This window comes from Companilactobacillus sp. FL22-3 (genome assembly GCF_054881455.1).
Window position 1 is genome coordinate 61,627 of the sequence record NZ_JBTYYZ010000008.1, and the last position, 17,989, is coordinate 79,615.

Below are 17,989 nucleotides of genomic sequence, written 5' to 3' on the forward strand. Positions count from 1 at the left end.
CCTATTGTTTACTCTTTTGTATAAACGATTTCATGCAATAAACCGAATTTAGTCTGTTCGGCAATCCGATCAGCTGTTTCCTGAAAACCATACATTTCAAAAAAGGCTCGAGCAGATAGATTATTTTTCAATACAATTAAATTAAGTGAATCATAGTCCTTAGACAAAATATCTAAAGCGCTTTGAAATAGTTTTTGACCGATCCCTTGATGTTGAAATTTAGGCAAAACGTAAAATGAATAAATTTCACCAAAGCCGTAATATTTTTGTCTACGAGCGGGCCCAAAGGTACAGACACCAATGGTTTTTTGGTTGTCAGTGGCGATTAAAGTATTGTTCCATCTAGTCTTAGGATTCCAGGTCGTTTTCAGATCTAATTGATCCAAGAGCAATTCAGGAACTAAACCATGGTAGGAATAACGCCAAGTTTGATAGTAGACTTGTTTGATGGCTTCAAAATCAGAACTTCTATTTGTTCTTGATATTTCAATCGAATCAATCATATTAATCACGACTTTCAACCGAGCTGTTTTCAGCAGCAAAGACACCTAATTTACCAAAGACTAAACCAAGCACGAACCCGGCAAGGGTTAATGTGACCCAACCGAGGCCTTGGCTAGCCATTGGCACGTATTGATGATAGAAGTTCAAGGCAGCTTTAACAACGGCTAAATTAGTTACAGCAGCGGGTGAAGTATTTAACATGTCAAAGATAGCAGGTAAAACGGTAAACGCAATTGTCATTTTATAAACGACCCCTGCATATGGTTTGGCATGGACAGTCAATGATACCAGGATCAAGGCAAGTGAAAGTGGGTAGAGGAGCATAAGGACTGGCAATGACCATGCGATGATATTATCAAGTCCAGCGTTGGCAACTACGAATGAAAGAACGGTGGTAGTTCTTAACCAAGCTAAGTAGCTAACTTTAGGGAACAATTTGTGGAAATCTTGTGCGAATGAAGCAACGAGTCCCATTGCAGTTGTGAAGACTCCTAGAGTGACAAGAACGCCTAAGAAGGCAGCTCCAAAGTTACCAAAGTAGTAATTGACGATTTGTGATAAAGCAACGCCGCCGTTAGCAGAGAGAGTTAATTTGCTCAAACTGAAAGCACCTAATAAAACTAATCCAAAATAGACCAATACTTCTAAGGCGATACTCAAAGATCCGGCTTTAGCAGTTAAACCAGATAATTCTCTATCTTTGTATCCTAAATCTTTAACAGCGTGAACAAAGGTAACACTTAAGGCTAATAGCGCAACGGCATCAATAGTGTTGTAACCTTCAAGCAAACCACTGACGGTGGAATTAGTTTGATAAGCTTGAGTTGGCATATGGTTCAAGCCACCCATGGGATGTAAGAAAGCAGCCACAAAGACTACGGCCAATAATACTAAGAAAATCGTATTGAGATATTTTCCAACGTATTTTAATAAGCGATTTTGATGAACGGTCAAAATATAAGCTAGAGCAAAGAATGCAGCCGTAAATAAAAACATCCCGACGGTGTCATATTTTTTAGGCAAAAATGGTTGAACGGCCATTTGAAAAGCTGTCGCTGCAGTACGCGGAGTACCAAAGAAAGGTCCGATAGTTAAGTGGACTAAAACTAAAAACAATGCGGCATAGAATTTTCCAACTGGTCTAGCTAAATCGTATAAACCGTCACTCTTAGTAACGACAACTGCCAAAATGGCTAATAAAGGGAAAAGCGAACCAGAAATTGCGAATCCAAAAGCGGCCGAAAGCCAGTTATTACCAGCTAATTGGCCTAAATGAACTGGAAAAATCAAATTTCCAGAACCAAAGAACATTCCAAAAATTAATGAACTAACTACTAGTAAATGAAGTACCTGTTTCTTATTTGTATTTTTTCCTGATAAATCGTAATTGTCTTCCATAAAAAATCCTCCTAAAAATGGTGTTTCTAATCTGTGTAATGCCACTAATGTCAGAATCCATTTTTAACCACCTCACTTTTTCTTAAAAAACGTAACGAATAACCTCTAAGTTTTGAATGAGAAACATAAGTATTCTTCAACCCTTGCTAATAAAAAAGAGATAAAAAAAGCCCTCTTCCAGCTAAGGAAAAGGGCTCGAGTCGAACGGTACCACCTTTTTTGAGTATTCAAAGAACACTCGCTCGTTTAACAGACAAAGAATCTATCTGCTAGCCAAATAATGGTGGCAACCACGGTAACCTACATTTCGGAACCGAACTCAGAAATGATTTTCGAAATTCTCTTGACGATCACTTTCCACTCGACGTGACTCACTAAGCGTACTTGAGATTTCTACTTTTTTCTTCAACGTTTTATTGGTTCGTATTATAGTCATCTAAATTTTAAAAAGCAAGAGTATTTTTAATCAAATTACATTTTTTATAATTTATGTGGTGTCCGATTGAGAAAATGTTTGGCGCCGTCGATCACGTGAAAATAAGTTGCTAAGCTAAACATGTCAGGATTGAGACTCCGTAAAAATGGCCACTCACGTAGCGAACCTTTAAATAAAGAATTGTTTTGTTCGATAAATTTCTTGCTGACCATTTGCGGTTGGTCCATGAAGAGACCAGATTGATACAAATAGTTTGAATAATCAAAGAAATATTTAGCAGTACGTTGTTCGCCAATGTTATTTCTTAAAATCTTTGTCCGATCACCGATGAAACCTAGTGAGTTGCGGACAACTTGGCGGCTATTGTCGGATTTAGACAAATAAGCAAAGAGCTCTTCAAAGAAATGTTGATAAGCATGAATCTCACCACTACTCAAATAGGCTCGGGGATGATTCTTGAAAGGATATTTCCAATTGTTAAGATTGTATTCCCATTTTTGACCGATCCAAATTGTGAACGGTAATTCGTAGAAAACCTGCGTCATATCTTGTTCAAAACACTCATTGATTATTTCCGAGTAATCATTACCTAAGAGTCGTTTGATTTCATTATTCATGGTTGGATTAATAAATTTAGTTCCATCCGTATCATCGGTTAAATCTAGTAATTGTTGCCAAGTGTCAGGTGTAAATAAGTTTGGCTTGATATTTTGGACGAGCTTCAAATTGATTGGCGCCGAGTTTAAAGTGTAGCCGGCATCAAAAGAATGATCCATCAGTTGTAAAGTTTGAACAAAGTGACCGCCTAAGGAATGACCAATGCCATATATCAGTGACTGGGAAGCAATATGTGACTTTAAATAACGGACAAAGTCACGAGCTACTAGTAGTTGCCGGTCTTCTTTAGTGTTGCCAATCAAAATAGAGTTAACGTTATAATCCCAATCTTTATAATTTTCAAGAATAGAATTTTCAAAACGCTTACTACGGGACTTGATTTTCTTATCGACGCTAGCTTCAGTACCTTTAAAGGCGATGTAACACTCTTTGACACCGTCAATTATTAATTCAAAAGCAATACAAGAGAATCCACATTCTGCCGCCTCAGGGATGATATCGCGTACGTCGTAAGAACGGATATATTCTGGTAAGCGGTTCGTCAAACTGTAAATCAAAAATTTCAAATAATTTTCGGGACGAAATTCTTGATACAAGTAACGATCATAATCGAATTGCAGTAATTTTGTCCGGAATTCTGAATTGTGGAGCAATTCGCCAGCCTGATAAGGTTCATGACGAATGTTCAGTGGCAATAAATTATTTAATAGCAGGATTACATAGATTTGATTTAAATAACCTCGACAAGGATTGATCTGTTCGTCTTCAATCATTTCAATCAATTGTTTAAGTTTATTAATTTTACGATTACGTGAAGGCATCGTGAAATTATTTTGGCTGTGAGTCTGATCTAAGTTTTTAAGTCTCAATGCTTTATCGATCAATTGCGGGTGGATAGTTGAATCCTTTTTAAATTGAGGAGCTCGTAAGTCGATAATTTGGTTAAGAACTAGATTAGTTAAACGAGTCTTTTCTTTGTTCAAATATGAATAACTGAAATAGAGTCGTTTATTTTGAGGCAGCAGTTGTTTGCTGTCTTCCTTGCTGAAAGTCAATGGAAAGTTTTTATGGGCTCGAAAATTGAGTAAATCGAGTTGATCATAAACGTGATTCAAACGGTTTAAATTGCTTAATAATTCTTTCATGTGATCACCTCTCATCATTTTCATTTTAACAAATTGTTGATATATAAGGAATTAAGAACAATTTTAAAAATAGTTCACAAATGTGGTACTTTACACTTGTGTTATATCACATATGTGCTATAATAGTATTTGTGGAGGTTGGAGAAAGATGAAAATAGACATTAAATCATACATAGAAGACAACGGGTTAACAATATATGTGATAGCCAAAAAGAGTGGCTATGGCTATACGACCCTGCATAAATCTTTCAACAAAAAACAATCTTCCGCCACATCGATCAATTTGCGTGATATAGAGGCAATCGCCAAGGCGCAGGATACGCAAATGTGGAAAGTTCTGCGTGAATTGGAGATGCATTATCTAAAGTGAGGAGGCTTTTTATATATGGCAAGATCATTTTGGGACGACGATCCATTCAACAGTAATATGGACGAAATTTTTAACAATTTTATGAATCAATCAAGGGGCAATTCACAGGCAAAGTATTATGTTAACGGCCATGAATTAACTCCTGAAGAATTAGCAAAATATCAAGAAGCTCGAGTAGCTGGTCAAAACATTCCAGTTACTGACAGCGATAGTAAACAAAAAAATGGCACAATGTTAGACAAACTCGGACGTAACTTAACTCAAGAGGCCAAAGATGGTTTACTTGATCCAGTTATTGGCCGGGATAAAGAAATTCAAGAAACAGCTGAAGTTTTAAGTCGGAGAACGAAGAATAATCCAATTCTTGTTGGTGATGCTGGTGTAGGTAAGACTGCTGTCGTTGAAGGGTTAGCTCAAGCTATCGTCAAGGGCAATGTACCAGAAGCAATTAAAGATAAACAGATTATTTCCATTGATTTATCGTCACTAGAAGCTGGAACACAGTATCGTGGTTCCTTTGAAGAAAACATTCAGAATTTACTCAAAGAAGTTAAAAAGGCCGGTAACGTAGTCTTATTCTTTGATGAAATTCATCAGATCATTGGAGCCGGTTCATCAGGTTCAGATTCAGGTAGTAAAGGTTTAGCCGATATCATCAAACCAGCTTTGAGCCGTGGTGAGATTTCAATTATTGGTGCAACGACACAAGATGAATATCGTAATACGATCATGAAAGATGCTGCTTTAGCCAGAAGATTCAATGACGTAACGATCAATGAACCAAGTAAAGACGCCACCTTGGCCATTTTGAAAGGTTTAAGAAAAGTTTATGAGAATCATCATCATGTCAAATTACCAGATGAGGTCTTGAAAGCAGCCGTTGACTACTCGGTTCAATATATTCCTCAAAGATCTTTACCAGACAAGGCAATTGACTTGATCGATATGACAGCTGCGCATTTAGCAGCTAAGAATCCGGTCACCGATAAAGTCAGTTTGGAAAAAGATTTGAAACAGGCACAAAAAGATAAGGATGAAGCTGCTGCTAAAGAAGATTACGAAAAGGCTGCTAACTTGAAGAAACAGATTGAAAGTATTCAAGCTAAGTTGAATCAGGATGATACAAGCAGTGAAGAACCAGTAGCTAGCGTCAATGATATTGCTGAATCAGTTCAAAGATTGACTGGCGTACCAGTTTCTCAAATGGGAGCTAGTGATATCGAAAGACTCAAAGGTATGGGTAAACGCCTTAAAGACAAGGTCATTGGCCAAGATGAAGCCGTTGACATGGTCGTTAGAGCCATTCGTCGTAACAGAGCTGGCTTTGATGAAGGCAATCGTCCAATCGGTAGTTTCTTATTCGTTGGACCTACCGGAGTTGGTAAGACTGAATTGGTAAAACAATTAGCTCAAGATATGTTTGGTTCCAAGAATTCGATCATTCGTTTGGATATGAGTGAATATTCTGATTTAACAGCGGTTTCTAAGTTGATTGGGACATCAGCTGGTTATGTTGGCTATGAAGATAACGGCAATACTTTGACTGAAAAAGTTCGTCGTAATCCATACTCAATTGTTTTATTGGATGAAATTGAAAAGGCTAACCCTCAAGTGTTGACCTTATTACTTCAAGTAATGGATGACGGTCGTTTGACTGATGGACAAGGAAATGTCGTTGATTTCAAGAACACGATCATTATTGCTACTTCAAATGCTGGTTTCAGCACTAAAGGCAGCAAGAATGAAAAATTAATGGACAAATTAGCACCATACTTCAGTCCAGAATTCTTAAACAGATTCAATGGTATCGTTGAGTTCACGCATCTATCTAAAGATGACTTGAATCAAATCGTTGAATTAATGTTGAACGATGTTAACCGTAATTTAGCTAAAAAGGGAATTAAACTAGAAGTTACTCCTGAAGCTAAGGAATGGTTGATTGACGAAGGTTATGATGAAGCCATGGGTGCAAGACCATTACGTCGTGTGATTGAACAACAAATTAGAGATAAAGTTGCTGAGTTCTATCTCGATCATATTGACGTCAAGGATTTGAAGGCTGATTTAGTTGATGGCACGATTAAGATTTCTGAAAAATCTGCGGTTACTAATTAATAATTAACAATTTAAAATTGCTGTATTGCTGGGATGGTTTTTTGGATTCTAGTGATGCAGCTTTTTTTGTGGTGGTTCACTGCCGTCTTCCGTTCGGCTCTGAGGGGTCTGGAACGCCATGGGCATCGCTTTGAACCAATTGAAGTTCGCAATTGTTTCAAAGTCGAGCCTTGTTCTAAGTGTGCTTCGCCCACTAAGAACAATTTCATGGCTGAGACCCCTCAGAGCTCTCACTACAGCCTAGGATGTTAAAATATGTTTGGATATCCCTCAAGTGAACAAGTTCAAGAGCAGTAGCAAGTTCAAAGGCTAAAGATTAAGGTCAAAAGCTTAAATGCTTAAGGTCTTAAAGATTTAAAGGCTTAAAAACAAATAGAACCTATATTTTTTATAGAAATTAAAAAATGTATTGAATTGATATGATTATGTCAGTTCAATACATTTTTTGTCTTATCCTTTATCTTTTGCCCTTAAGCACTAGGGGTTTCCAGCTTCCACTCCTACCAAGCAAAATAAGGAACGTAGGATTCCTATAAATATCACTAACAAATCAAATACGCAGTATCCTAGTCAGGAGCGGAAGTTCTGGGGGATATCAGTGGTGAAATTTTACTTAATTGGCGATCTTTGCCAATTTAGTAAAAGGTCGAGCTTGAAGACCGTCAGCTTGCTGAGGGGCTCCAAGTCGGCCCACCACGTTCCATATCCCTCAGAACTAGAGCGGATGACGGCAGTGAACCACCAATAAACGCCTCCCAAAGTAGTACAATGAATGCAAAAAGTTTAGGGTCGTGTTATGAAGTGACTTTGTTAGAATTGAATCTGATTTTAATTGTTACAGGAATTGTGGCTGGTATTGTTAGTACAGCTGCGGGTTTGGCTTCGTTGGTTTCTTATCCAGTTTTGTTAGCTTTAGGATTACCTCCAGTAACTGCAAATGTAACCAATACCTTGGGTTTGCTGTTCACTAGTGTGGGAGCGGTGGCGTCTTCGCAAAAGGAATTGAAGGGTCATGGTAAGAGTTTGGGACTAATGCTGCCACTGACGCTTTTGGGTAGTATTGTCGGAGCTTTTTTATTGTTTTTGATTCCAGAAGCAACTTTTGCCAAAATCGTGCCTTTCTTTATCTTCGTAGCCGCAATTTTGATTTTTTTTCCGCATCGCACTCGGTTGTCGGGTCAAGAAGTTAAAGTTCCTTCGATGGGGAAAAAGCTTTTGACTTGGTTAGCCATCTTTCTAATTGGTAGTTATACGGGTTATTTTGGTGCTGCTGGTGGAGTTTTGATGTTGTCATTATTGGCTTGGACTTCGAATGTTTCTTTTCCTGAATATAACGCTCAAAAGAACTTGGCTTTGGGATTGGCTAATGTGGTGGCAGCGGTGATCTATGTTACAAAAACACCAATTCCTTGGAACCATGTGATCTTTTTGGGGATCGGTTTTTTGATTGGTGGCTTCTTGGGACCTAGAATCGTTCGTCATTTACCAGCCCAATTGTTGAAAATTTTAATCGGTATTGGAGCTTTGATTTTGGCTGGCAGTTTATTCGTTCAGGCCTATCATCTTTGAGAAAAAAACTCAATTGAATGTTTTTTCAACCATTAGACGATTCTTAGGGTAAAAGACGAACGTTACCTGCTGATTTTAGAAAATGGATAGCTAATCTGCTGATTTAATTACTAAAATAATAGCAAAAGCCGAACTATATTTATAATTAATGATATAAATGTTTCTAACCTACTTGTCAAAACCCGAATAATCTGTAATACTAGATAAGTTCAAAAAAGAGATTATTTTTTTAAGGGGCGTTTATAGTGAATTCATTAGACAATAGAGGGAATTTAAGTTTCTTGGAACGTTTATTCCATCTTGAAGAAGCCCAAACGAATGTTAAGCGTGAGATCTTAGCTGGTCTGACGACATTTGTTTCGATGGCTTATATTTTATTCGTTAATCCTCAGGTGTTAGGGGATTCCGGTATGAATAAGGGCTCACTGTTCACGGCAACGGCTTTGACAGCGGTTGTTGGTTCGGTATTAATGGGGATTTTAGCTAATTATCCAATTGCGATTGCTCCAGGTCTTGGAGACAATGCCTTTTTCAGTTATTCAGTGGTAATTGCCATGGGAATTCCTTGGCAAACTGCAATGGCAGGGGTTTTTGTTGCCAGTTTGATTTTCTTAGTTTTATCGTTGATGAAAATTCGTGAGGTTGTCATCAATGCCATTCCTAAAGATTTGAAGTTAGCTGTGGCAGCGGGCTTGGGAATATTTATTGCCTTTGTCGGCCTGCAAGGTGGCGGTTTAATTACTGCTAGTAAGTCTTCTTTAGTAGCAATCGGTTCATTTGCTAATCCGACTACTTGGTTGACGATCGTTGGTTTGTTGGTTACAGCCATTTTGATGGCTCGAAAGATTCCTGGTGCTATTTTTATTGGTATGGTCTTTACGACGATCGTTGGTCTAATCACCAAGTTGATTCCAGCACCAGCACATATTGTTTCTGCCATTCCTAGTTTAAAGCCAACTTTTGGAGTTGGTGTGGCGCATATCGGTGATATTAAAGAACCACAGCTCTGGGCGGTAGTAATTATCTTCTTGTTAGTGGCTTTCTTTGATACGGCGGGTACTTTGATTGGCTTAGCCGAACAAGTCGATGTTATGCAAGATGAGAACGGGAAGATGCCTAGAATTGGTCATGCTTTGATGGCTGATTCAATTTCTATGGTCAGTGGGGCAGTCTTTGGTACTACTCCACCAACGGCCTATGTTGAATCTTCTGCAGGTATTGCAGTAGGTGGTCGGACTGGTTTGACTTCAATCACGGTGGGGGTATTGTTTGCCTTATCGATGTTCTTCTCACCATTATTGACAGTTGTGACAAGTAACGTTACGGCCCCAGTTTTGATTATCGTAGGTACTTTGATGGCACAATCGATGAAGGGAATCCAGTGGGATCGATTTGAGATTGCCCTACCAGCATTCTTGACGATTGTTGGTATGCCTTTGACCTACAATATTTCTTACGGAATCGCTTTTGGATTCTTAGTTTATCCAATTACGATGTTAGCTGCCGGCAAACGTAAAGAAATCAATCCAATTATGTATGGATTGTTCGTAGTTTTTGTAATTTTGCTATATATTATCAATATCTTGCCAAAAGCTAGTTTGGCATAAAAAAATAATTCAAGATTTTAAGCATAAAATAAGTCCTATAGTGTGGCTAAACGCCAGATTATAGGGCTTTTTTTGTCTTAAAGACCAATTTCAAATGCAAAAAAATTGCTTAGATAGCTCTTTTAATTACACTCATGAAATTTCGAAAAGGAATATAATGAAAGGGTAATCGCTTACAAGGAGGGGTAAACAAGTATGAAAAAAATTATTAACAAAGTAGAGGACATCGTACCAGAAATGATCTCAGGACTGGTTAGAACAAATTCTGATCTAGTTAAACAAATTTCAGGAACGACTGCGGTTGTGAGAAATGATCGTAAGTTCAAAGAGTCTAAACAAGTCGGAATCGTCTCTGGCGGTGGCAGTGGTCATGAACCTTTGCATGCTGGATATGTTGGTGATGGAATGTTGAGTGCTGCAGTTGCCGGTGAGGTCTTTACTTCACCCACTCCTGACCAAATTTATGAGGCTATTAAAGCTGTCGACCAAGGACAAGGCGTTTTGTTGATCGTGAAGAATTATTCTGGCGATGTGATGAACTTTGACATGGCCAAAGAGATGGCTGAAGCTGACGATATTGAAATTAAGACAATTGTTGTAGATGACGATATTTCAGTTAAAAATAGTGAATTCACTCAAGGTAAACGTGGTGTTGCTGGAACGGCTCTGGTCGAAAAAATTGTTGGTGCGGCCGCTCGTTCAGGCATGGATTTAGCCGATTTAGCAGCGTTGGGTCAAAAGGTGATCGATAACACTAAGACGATTGGTATTGCCTTACAAGCAGCCACAGTTCCCGCTGTGGGCCATCCTGGTTTTGAATTGGCTGATGATGAAATTGAATATGGTATCGGTATCCACAATGAACGTGGTTATGCGGTCGAAAAGATTCAGCCTGCAAAGAAATTAGCCCACGAATTGATTGAAAAAATAATGAATGAATTTTCTGATTCAGAAGGTGATTTCGCTATTTTAGTCAATGGTATGGGTGCTACGCCGTTGATGGAACAATATATTTTTGCCAATGATGTCTTAAATGAATTAGAAAGCGACCAGATCAAAGTTTCCTTTACTAAAGTTGGCAACTTGGTTACTTCGCTTGATATGCAAGGAATTTCTTTAACAATTATGAAAGCTGACAGCGATTGGATCAAATACTTGCAAGAACCAGTCAATACAATCGCTTGGTAAAGAGGGAGATTTGATGAAATTAGAATTAGCAGCTGCAAAAAAATGGATTGATTTATTCGTACAACAACTTGAAAATCAACAAACGACTTTAAATGAACTCGATACAGCAATTGGTGATGGCGATCACGGAACCAATATGAAACGTGGAGCTATTGCTATTGGTGAGTCATTCGAAAAAAAGAACCCAGAGAATCTTGCTGACCTTTATAAGGCAACCGCCTTTGCGATGATCCAAAAAGTTGGAGGAGCTTCCGGACCATTGTATGGAACTGCCTTTTTGGATATGTCTAAAGCAGTAAAAAGTGAAAATATTGAACTAGCTGATTTGATTCAAATTGGGACTGATGGGCTCAAACGTCGTGGTGAATCCGATGTCGGTATGAAGACTATGATCGATGTTTGGCAACCAGTTAGTGATGCTCTAGCGGCTAATAAGTTTGATCAAGCAGTGATTGATTCCGCCTTAGAATCAGTGAAGGGATTAGTTGCTACAAAGGGACGTGCTAGTTATTTAGAGGAGAAATCAAAAGGTCATATAGATCCAGGAGCTCAATCGAGTGCCTATCTATTCAGTGCTTTACTCGAAGTGATGGGAGAATAAATATGAAATATGGAATTTTGATTGTTTCGCATTCTTCAGATATCGCCAAAGGTGTTAAGGCACTAATATCACAAGCAGCGCCTGATTTGTCGATTACAGTTGCTGGAGGAACTGACGATGGAGAAATCGGTTCTTCTTTAGAAAAAATTCAGCAGGCCGTTGACGATAATACTGGTGATGAGATCTTAGCCTTTTACGACTTAGGCAGTTCCAAAATGAATTTGGAAATGTTATTAGAAATGACCGATCGGGTAATTCATAAATATGATGTCGCTTTGGTTGAAGGAGCATATACAGCGGCTACTTTAGCCCAGGTTGAAGCACCCTTAGCCACGATTGAAGATAATCTGAAAAAATTAATCATCAAATAAAAAAAGATATCTAATTCAAATACGAATTAGTGCGTTAGTCCTTGTCAAGTTGACAACTGAAATAATATAAAATTGAATATGTTTCTAAATGGCCATATCTCGGTATTCTGCTGGGGTATGGCCATTTCTTGTATGTGATCTGCTTATTTCATTAAAGTAGTGAATCCCATCATTCTCTAATCGAACTAATTCCTCAAATGTCTTCGGAGTTGGGTGTATGTCCATCCATCGAAGCTTGAATTCACTCCGCCAACGTTCCATTGAGGCATTGTCATATGGCGTTCCCGGACGAGACATACTTCTGGTGACGCTATGTTGATCAAGGAAATTATTAAATGAGTTCGATGTAAAGGCGGCTCCTCGATCTGTATGTACCATCGGATGAAATTATATTATTTCATCTGACAACCACAAAGGGATTATCGCAAATAATAAGCTAATCTTTTTTTAATGTAAATAGATTTTTTGACATTTTATATAATGATGTCACTGTATTACCATCGTTGGTTCTGAAGGGAACAGTGTATATAAGTCAAAATTAAAAAATAATTATTGGTTTTTAATAAAATTAGAGTATTATTACAACAATACCTTAGGAAGGAAGTACTGATATTGAAGACTAATCCAGAAAAAGTTTCATTTAATGTATCTCCAACAGATTTAGGATATGTCGATTTGCTCATTTCAAGGGGAATATATACTACGAGAACAGACTTTTTTCATAATGCTATTAAAGATGAACTGACAAATAATCAGAAACAAATAGGAGTATTGTCTGAAGAATTACATCCTAAATATGATAGTTCGATAGAATTAATTATCGGAACGTATAGTTATTCAGATGAAGAGATATTAAATTTAATGAGAGTAGGAAAAACTAATTTAGTAGTCATAGGGAAGTTGGATTTGACGAGGGTCACAGATACAAAAAATTATATGAAGCAATACATACCATTCGTGTTTTTGGAAAGTTTAATGCATCAGAGGAGATTTTCTTGCATTATACAAATTAAGTGATAGATGGGAGGAGTATTATGAAGAATAAGTCGAATAAACAACTCTGGCTATCCGTTTTCAGTTTGCTTACAGGATCAATTGCCAGTGAGGTTTTCACATTTGCATTGGGGATGTATATTTTAAAAATATACAAATCTAGTTTTCTATTTTCTATGATAATTTTGACTGGACCAGTGGTATCACTGCTTTTAAGCCCACTAATTGGACATGTTGTAGATAATTTTTCACATAAAAAAATTGTAATGATATCACAATCGGTAAGTATTATTGTAATGGCTATTGCAACACTACTGATTTTCAATTGGTTTAATAAATATATCTTCATACTGTTAGTCATTATATTATCAGGCATACTTGAGGCCTGTGATGCCTTTCAGTCAACTGCTTATAAAGCATCGACTACGGGGATAGTTGTCAAAGAAGATCAACAAAAGATTATTGCATTAGAACAAGGTGTGAATATTGTAGTAACTTTATTGAGCCCAATTTTAGGTGGGGTGTTGTATGCAATACTGCCAATAAAGTATTTCTTTTCTTTTGATTTAATAGGTGAAATTTTAACGTTGTTATTAATTATTCCATTAAATTTCCAATTGTTTAGTACCTTGAAGACAGCAGTTACACAAAAAAGAAAGCACATTCTCGAGGATTTCAAAGAAGGTATCAGCTTTATCATTAAGGATAAGATTTTAGTTTCTTTGACAGTTTTCAGCGTTGTGATAAACCTTTGTCTAGCTTCTATCAATGTTGGTGTTCCCTATATTTTGTTGACGAAGTTATCCATGAATACGAGAGAATACGGAGTCATCCAAGCCCTTCTGGCTCTAGGAATGTTAGGTGCAAGCTTGATTTGGAGCACTGTAAAGTTGAAATCTTCTTTGTTAAAAACTACAGGCTTATTTGGATTACTGGTAACGTTGAGTTTGATTCTGTTTTGTTCGCCAATAGCTTCGAGAAGTTATGTAGGTATTACCTATGGAATAGCGATGACAATTTTAGGATTTGCAATTGTATCAATTAATATGCCATCTTCAATTTACGTAAGAACACAAGTAGAAGAGGATTATCAGGGAAGAATTAATATATTTTTTAATTCGACTTTGGGAATCTTAACACCCATTGGAACGGCTGTATTTGGAATACTATTTGAAAAGGTATCAGGCACAATATTATTCTTTGTTTCAGCATTAATAATATTGTTGATGTCAATTTTGTTAATTACTGAGAATAATGTAACCTCAAATGAGGTACATACAAAATTCTGATAAATATAAAATTCTTTCTCATATTTAGCTATATAAAGTTAATCGATATACAAAAAATCGCCTAATCACATTACATGATTAGGCGATTAAAATTAACTGAACTCCAATTCATTGGGTCCACTTCAAATACGAATTAGGTCTCTTTTGATGTTAACCATTATATTTAGAAAGTTTAAATTCAACGTGGTCTTTATTCTTTAATTTTTTCTTGTCGGCGGAAACGTCAACTTGTTTCTTATTGACTGTGTAAGTCCAGTAAATCTTTTTCTTGGCATTTTGTTTGTGACCGTCGATTTTGGTAATAAAGCCGCCTTTGTCAGTAACTTTGAAAGCCTTCTTCAAGCCAGTAGTTACTGAGGCACCTTTCTTAACTGTGACAGTTTTTTTAGCAATCTGTTTGGTATTTTTTTTCAAGGTATAAGTTACCTTGATATTCTTAGTTGAACTTGCTTGAACTGTTGTAGCAGTGGCAGGTGCAAAGACGCCCAACAGCATAAGCAATGAAGCTAAGAAAGCCGCAAATTTTTTCATATTAATTTTCCTCCTCATATTTTCACAACAGATTTAATTATAGCAAATTAAAAACCTTCTGAATCAAATAGATTTTTTCAGTGAATACGTTAAAATAAGAATATTATGTAAAAAGAGGTGGCAAGATGAATCTGTTGATTAAAAACTTTCGAGAAAATATCAATAGTTTGACTAGTTTTATTTATTTGGTCAACGTAATCTTGATTACCTTGCTCTACAACAATCCCGTCATTTTATTAGGTATCAGTTGTTCGTTAATAATTATGGCGAGCCTAACACGAAAGGAAAAATTAAAAAGTTATGGTCAGTTTTCAATCGTAATCTTTATCGTGACCGTTATTTTTAATCTGTTGTTAAATCAAAGAGGAAACGACCTATTATGGCAAATTCCTTTCGTCAGAATCACTAGCGAATCGTTGGTCAATGCGTTGACGTTGGGCCTTTCATTCGTAAATTTATTATGGGCCTTTTATTTATATGACAGTATGATTCGAATCAAAAGTATTTTTGAATTATTGGCCAATCTGTTTAAAAGTATTGCTATTATTTTTATTTTAACGGTAAAATTTATTCCTGAGATTATTCAGATTTATCAAAATACCAAAGCAATCAGTCGATTTCGCGTAGCAATTATGGCTGAACGTCGTAATTGGTTGAAGAGAATCAGACAGACAATTGATTTGAACGAAGTTATCTTGAATAAAGCTATTGCTAATTTTATGAATGTTTCGGATACATTGATTCTGAAAAGGTATGACACTAGACAACGTCACTTTGGCCGAATTGAATTTAAAAAGTTGGATTGGTTTGTCGTAATTTTAAGTGGAGCCAGTCTCTTATTTAATTCTGTCATGACAATCATGAAGTTCGGTAAGATCAACTTTGGATCTGCTGATTTAGAGATATCGTTTAGCTTAGTAAGAACAATTTTACTTGCTAATTGTTTATTTATTTTATTACCGTTGTTAATAGGAGGCATGAATTACTTATGGTGGAAATTGCACAGTTCCAAGACTACAGCTTCCAATACAATAACAGCCAAAAATTATCGTTAGATAAGATTAACTTTTCACTTGCACAAGGTGACTTCATAACTTTGATCGGTGCTACTGGTAGTGGCAAGAGTACTTTCTTGAAGCAGTTTTTGCCTAAGTTGGCAGCTGGAAGAGTTATTTCGGGACAGTTAGTCAAGACGACTCAAAATATTAGCTATGTTTCCCAATTCGTTGATAATCAGATGATCATGGAAAATCCGCGGGATGAATTGAAGTTTGTTTTGGATAACCAAGGCGCGAGTGAAAATGAAATTCAATTAAGAATCACGGAGATTGCCAGCTTTTTAGGAATAATTGACTTATTGGACCAACCGGTTAAACAGTTGTCGGGTGGGCAAAAGCAGTTGGTCAATCTAGCATCGGCTTTGATTTTAAAACCGGATCTTTTGTTGTTGGATGAACCGACTGCTCAGTTGGACCCAGTAGCATCCGAGAAATTGTTGCAGATGGTTCATAAAGTCAATGTGGAATTCAACATGACGATTGTCTTAGTTGAACACGAATTAGAGCAGGCCGTAAAGTTTACCAAACGTTTACTGATCATGGAAGATGGGCAATTGTGCCTTAACGAGCCGATTAATAAGGCTTTACCACGATTGTTTGAGAATAAATCATACCGCAATTTTTTGACGCAAATAGACCGTCTGGCCTTGGAACTGAATTTGGATGTGCAGTTGCCAATTAATAACCAAAATTTAAATCATTCTCTGAAAAATCAGCTTGCAAGTTTCGTCAGTCGAGAAGTTTCACAATCCCAAGTATCGAGTCCAGTTTTGTTAGCAGCAAAGAATATAAGCTTTCGTTTTGAGTTTAATGGCCGACAAATTATTGACAACGTAACGCTGCAACTTGAGACGGGACATTCCTACTGTATTGTCGGTCCAAATGGGATGGGGAAGACAACTTTATTGAAAGTGTTGACTCAACAATTAAAACCACAGTCTGGTAAGTTAAGCCTTAACGGACAAAGTTATGATCAGACTTTTTTTCAACAAGTCTTCGTACTTCCCCAAAATCCGGCCGATTTATTTATGAAGGAAACTGTGGCTGAAGAACTTTCGTTTCAAATCAAGCAGAGCCATAGTTCCCAAACCATTGCAGAGATTTTGGGGCAATTTTCCTTAACTGGCTTAGAGGAGAAGAGTCCTTATGATCTCAGTGGCGGACAACAAGAATTCTTGGCATTAGCCTTAGGATTTATCAAAAATCCCGCAATTATTTTCTTAGATGAACCGACAAAAGGATTAGACCCCAATAAAAGAATCGAATTAGGTCATTTGTTGCACAAGTTTCAAAAACAAGGTGGCACGATTTTAGCCAATAGTCATGATTTATTGTTCGCAGCCAGTTATTTCGACCAAATTGCGATGATGTTTGCGGGAAAGCTGAGTGAATTTGCAGAACCAGTCACTTTTTTCAGTGATAAGTTCTTTTATACGACGGAAATAAACAAAGCCTTACGGGATATTTTTCCGCAGGCTTTAACTTGGAAGGATGTTTTAAAACGTGAATCGTAAATCAGTATCGTTATTAGCAGTGGCATTAGTTGTCTTATTGTTGATGGTAATTTTTGCCAGTAAAAATTATCTCTTGTTTTCATTTGGCTTTTTAGTGGTCACAATGGGGATTTATTTCTGGCGTTTTGAAAAGTCAGGTCATAATTCAAGAGAAGTTGTCTTTATTGCAATTATTTGCGCTTTAGCGGTAGTTGGTCGCATTATCTTTGCGGCGCTTCCAGCGGTTAAACCAGAGCTGTTTATCTTAATAATGGGTGCCATTGTCAGTGGACCAGAGACAGGTTTTTTGATGGGCACGATTATTGCTTTGACTTCCAATATGTATTTTGGACAAGGAATCTGGACGCCTTGGCAAATGTTTGCCTTAGGTTTGATCGGTTTGATTTCAGGCTTGTTGATGAACCGAAAACTTCCTACTTGGCTGTTGGTTGTTTGGGGATTTTTTAGTGGCTTTTTGATGGGATGGATCATGGATATCTACTATATCATTGGTTTTGTTGACCCAATCACGATTAAAAGTGTTCTTGCTGCAATTCTGGCCAGTTTTTATTTTGATTTTGTGCATGCTTTATTTACAGCTGTTTTGTTATTAATTGTTGGAAAAAGGTGGATCAAGCTGTTCAATAACTATAAATTGAAATACAACTTGTTCCCTGACGGTAATTAAAAAAGAACAAACCAT

17 protein-coding genes and 1 other annotated feature are annotated in these 17,989 nt (G+C 37.1%); of the genes, 12 read left to right on the plus strand and 5 right to left on the minus strand.

The window, feature by feature from the left end; all coding sequences use genetic code 11:
* Positions 1–8 precede the first annotated feature (8 nt).
* The 3 genes from ACYT32_RS08535 to ACYT32_RS08545 form a co-directional block, all read right to left on the minus strand.
* Positions 9–503 carry a GNAT family N-acetyltransferase gene (locus ACYT32_RS08535; protein WP_461793399.1) on the minus strand — a complete coding sequence of 165 codons (495 nt, stop codon included), beginning with the start codon at positions 501–503 and terminating at the stop codon, positions 9–11.
* A gap of 1 nt (position 504) precedes the next feature.
* The gene (brnQ, locus tag ACYT32_RS08540) at positions 505–1,902 is read right to left on the minus strand and encodes a branched-chain amino acid transport system II carrier protein (protein WP_395265695.1); all 1,398 of its coding nucleotides are present in this window, start codon (positions 1,900–1,902) and stop codon (positions 505–507) included.
* Positions 1,903–2,088: 186 nt separating this feature from the next.
* Positions 2,089–2,320 (minus strand) — a binding site (T-box leader).
* A 62-nt stretch (positions 2,321–2,382) separates the two neighbouring features.
* On the minus strand, positions 2,383–4,101 hold the full coding sequence (locus ACYT32_RS08545) for a DUF6792 domain-containing protein (protein ID WP_395265694.1): 1,719 nt from the start codon (positions 4,099–4,101) through the stop codon (positions 2,383–2,385).
* A gap of 148 nt (positions 4,102–4,249) precedes the next feature.
* On the opposite strand from ACYT32_RS08545, the gene ACYT32_RS08550 reads away from it, so the two are divergent.
* The 7 genes from ACYT32_RS08550 (at position 4,250) to dhaM (ending at position 11,922) form a co-directional block, all read left to right on the plus strand.
* On the plus strand, positions 4,250–4,471 hold the full coding sequence (locus ACYT32_RS08550; protein ID WP_395265693.1) for a transcriptional regulator: 222 nt from the start codon (positions 4,250–4,252) through the stop codon (positions 4,469–4,471).
* 15 nt (positions 4,472–4,486) lie between these two features.
* Positions 4,487–6,586: an ATP-dependent Clp protease ATP-binding subunit gene (locus tag ACYT32_RS08555; protein WP_395265692.1), complete on the plus strand. Its 2,100-nt coding sequence runs from the start codon at positions 4,487–4,489 to the stop codon at positions 6,584–6,586.
* An 801-nt stretch (positions 6,587–7,387) separates the two neighbouring features.
* The gene (locus tag ACYT32_RS08560) at positions 7,388–8,155 is read left to right on the plus strand and encodes a sulfite exporter TauE/SafE family protein (protein WP_461793400.1); all 768 of its coding nucleotides are present in this window, start codon (positions 7,388–7,390) and stop codon (positions 8,153–8,155) included.
* A gap of 242 nt (positions 8,156–8,397) precedes the next feature.
* Positions 8,398–9,762, plus strand: coding sequence for an NCS2 family permease (locus tag ACYT32_RS08565; RefSeq protein ID WP_395265764.1), 1,365 nt, complete (start codon positions 8,398–8,400; stop codon positions 9,760–9,762).
* 195 nt (positions 9,763–9,957) lie between these two features.
* Positions 9,958–10,950 carry a dihydroxyacetone kinase subunit DhaK gene (gene dhaK / locus ACYT32_RS08570; protein WP_395265690.1) on the plus strand — a complete coding sequence of 331 codons (993 nt, stop codon included), beginning with the start codon at positions 9,958–9,960 and terminating at the stop codon, positions 10,948–10,950.
* 13 nt (positions 10,951–10,963) lie between these two features.
* The gene (dhaL, locus tag ACYT32_RS08575; RefSeq protein ID WP_461793401.1) at positions 10,964–11,551 is read left to right on the plus strand and encodes a dihydroxyacetone kinase subunit DhaL; all 588 of its coding nucleotides are present in this window, start codon (positions 10,964–10,966) and stop codon (positions 11,549–11,551) included.
* Positions 11,552–11,553: 2 nt separating this feature from the next.
* A complete protein-coding gene (gene dhaM / locus ACYT32_RS08580; RefSeq protein WP_395265688.1) occupies positions 11,554–11,922 on the plus strand; it encodes a dihydroxyacetone kinase phosphoryl donor subunit DhaM in 369 nt (122 codons plus the stop codon).
* 84 nt (positions 11,923–12,006) lie between these two features.
* Here the strand turns inward: dhaM and ACYT32_RS08585 are convergent, their stop codons facing one another.
* The gene (locus ACYT32_RS08585) at positions 12,007–12,300 is read right to left on the minus strand and encodes a hypothetical protein (protein WP_395265687.1); all 294 of its coding nucleotides are present in this window, start codon (positions 12,298–12,300) and stop codon (positions 12,007–12,009) included.
* A gap of 234 nt (positions 12,301–12,534) precedes the next feature.
* Between ACYT32_RS08585 and ACYT32_RS08590 the strand changes: the two genes are divergently transcribed.
* Together ACYT32_RS08590 and ACYT32_RS08595 are read left to right on the plus strand one after the other, a co-directional pair.
* The gene (locus ACYT32_RS08590) at positions 12,535–12,939 is read left to right on the plus strand and encodes a hypothetical protein (RefSeq protein ID WP_395265686.1); all 405 of its coding nucleotides are present in this window, start codon (positions 12,535–12,537) and stop codon (positions 12,937–12,939) included.
* Between the two features lie 17 nt (positions 12,940–12,956).
* Complete coding sequence (locus ACYT32_RS08595) at positions 12,957–14,204, plus strand: MFS transporter (protein WP_395265685.1); 1,248 nt, start codon at positions 12,957–12,959, stop codon at positions 14,202–14,204.
* Positions 14,205–14,354: 150 nt separating this feature from the next.
* Here the strand turns inward: ACYT32_RS08595 and ACYT32_RS08600 are convergent, their stop codons facing one another.
* The gene (locus tag ACYT32_RS08600; protein ID WP_395265684.1) at positions 14,355–14,735 is read right to left on the minus strand and encodes a DUF4430 domain-containing protein; all 381 of its coding nucleotides are present in this window, start codon (positions 14,733–14,735) and stop codon (positions 14,355–14,357) included.
* A gap of 125 nt (positions 14,736–14,860) precedes the next feature.
* Here ACYT32_RS08600 and ACYT32_RS08605 point away from each other — a divergent pair, with 125 nt between their 5' ends.
* The 3 genes from ACYT32_RS08605 to ACYT32_RS08615 are packed head-to-tail and all read left to right on the plus strand — an operon-like array spanning position 14,861 to position 17,974.
* Entirely contained in the window at positions 14,861–15,790 is a 930-nt protein-coding gene (locus ACYT32_RS08605) for an energy-coupling factor transporter transmembrane component T (protein ID WP_395265683.1), read from the plus strand.
* A complete protein-coding gene (locus ACYT32_RS08610; protein ID WP_395265682.1) occupies positions 15,724–17,307 on the plus strand; it encodes an ABC transporter ATP-binding protein in 1,584 nt (527 codons plus the stop codon). The genes ACYT32_RS08605 and ACYT32_RS08610 overlap by 67 nt, the downstream gene beginning before the upstream one ends.
* The gene (locus tag ACYT32_RS08615; protein WP_395265681.1) at positions 17,297–17,974 is read left to right on the plus strand and encodes an ECF transporter S component; all 678 of its coding nucleotides are present in this window, start codon (positions 17,297–17,299) and stop codon (positions 17,972–17,974) included. Before ACYT32_RS08610 ends, ACYT32_RS08615 begins: the two co-directional genes overlap by 11 nt.
* Positions 17,975–17,989 lie beyond the last annotated feature (15 nt).

Excerpts from the sequence above, each read along its gene's own strand:
- dhaK (WP_395265690.1), top strand. The coding sequence starts at position 9,958 with ATGAAAAAAATTATTAACAAAGTAGAGGACATCGTACCAGAAATGATC.
- dhaL (WP_461793401.1), top strand. The coding sequence starts at position 10,964 with ATGAAATTAGAATTAGCAGCTGCAAAAAAATGGATTGATTTATTCGTA.
- ACYT32_RS08535 (WP_461793399.1), bottom strand. The coding sequence starts at position 503 with ATGATTGATTCGATTGAAATATCAAGAACAAATAGAAGTTCTGATTTT.
- ACYT32_RS08605 (WP_395265683.1), top strand. The coding sequence starts at position 14,861 with ATGAATCTGTTGATTAAAAACTTTCGAGAAAATATCAATAGTTTGACT.
- ACYT32_RS08610 (WP_395265682.1), top strand. The coding sequence starts at position 15,724 with ATGGTGGAAATTGCACAGTTCCAAGACTACAGCTTCCAATACAATAAC.
- ACYT32_RS08595 (WP_395265685.1), top strand. The coding sequence starts at position 12,957 with ATGAAGAATAAGTCGAATAAACAACTCTGGCTATCCGTTTTCAGTTTG.
- dhaM (WP_395265688.1), top strand. The coding sequence starts at position 11,554 with ATGAAATATGGAATTTTGATTGTTTCGCATTCTTCAGATATCGCCAAA.
- ACYT32_RS08585 (WP_395265687.1), bottom strand. The coding sequence starts at position 12,300 with ATGGTACATACAGATCGAGGAGCCGCCTTTACATCGAACTCATTTAAT.
- ACYT32_RS08545 (WP_395265694.1), bottom strand. The coding sequence starts at position 4,101 with ATGAAAGAATTATTAAGCAATTTAAACCGTTTGAATCACGTTTATGAT.
- brnQ (WP_395265695.1), bottom strand. The coding sequence starts at position 1,902 with ATGGAAGACAATTACGATTTATCAGGAAAAAATACAAATAAGAAACAG.
- ACYT32_RS08550 (WP_395265693.1), top strand. The coding sequence starts at position 4,250 with ATGAAAATAGACATTAAATCATACATAGAAGACAACGGGTTAACAATA.
- ACYT32_RS08600 (WP_395265684.1), bottom strand. The coding sequence starts at position 14,735 with ATGAAAAAATTTGCGGCTTTCTTAGCTTCATTGCTTATGCTGTTGGGC.
- ACYT32_RS08555 (WP_395265692.1), top strand. The coding sequence starts at position 4,487 with ATGGCAAGATCATTTTGGGACGACGATCCATTCAACAGTAATATGGAC.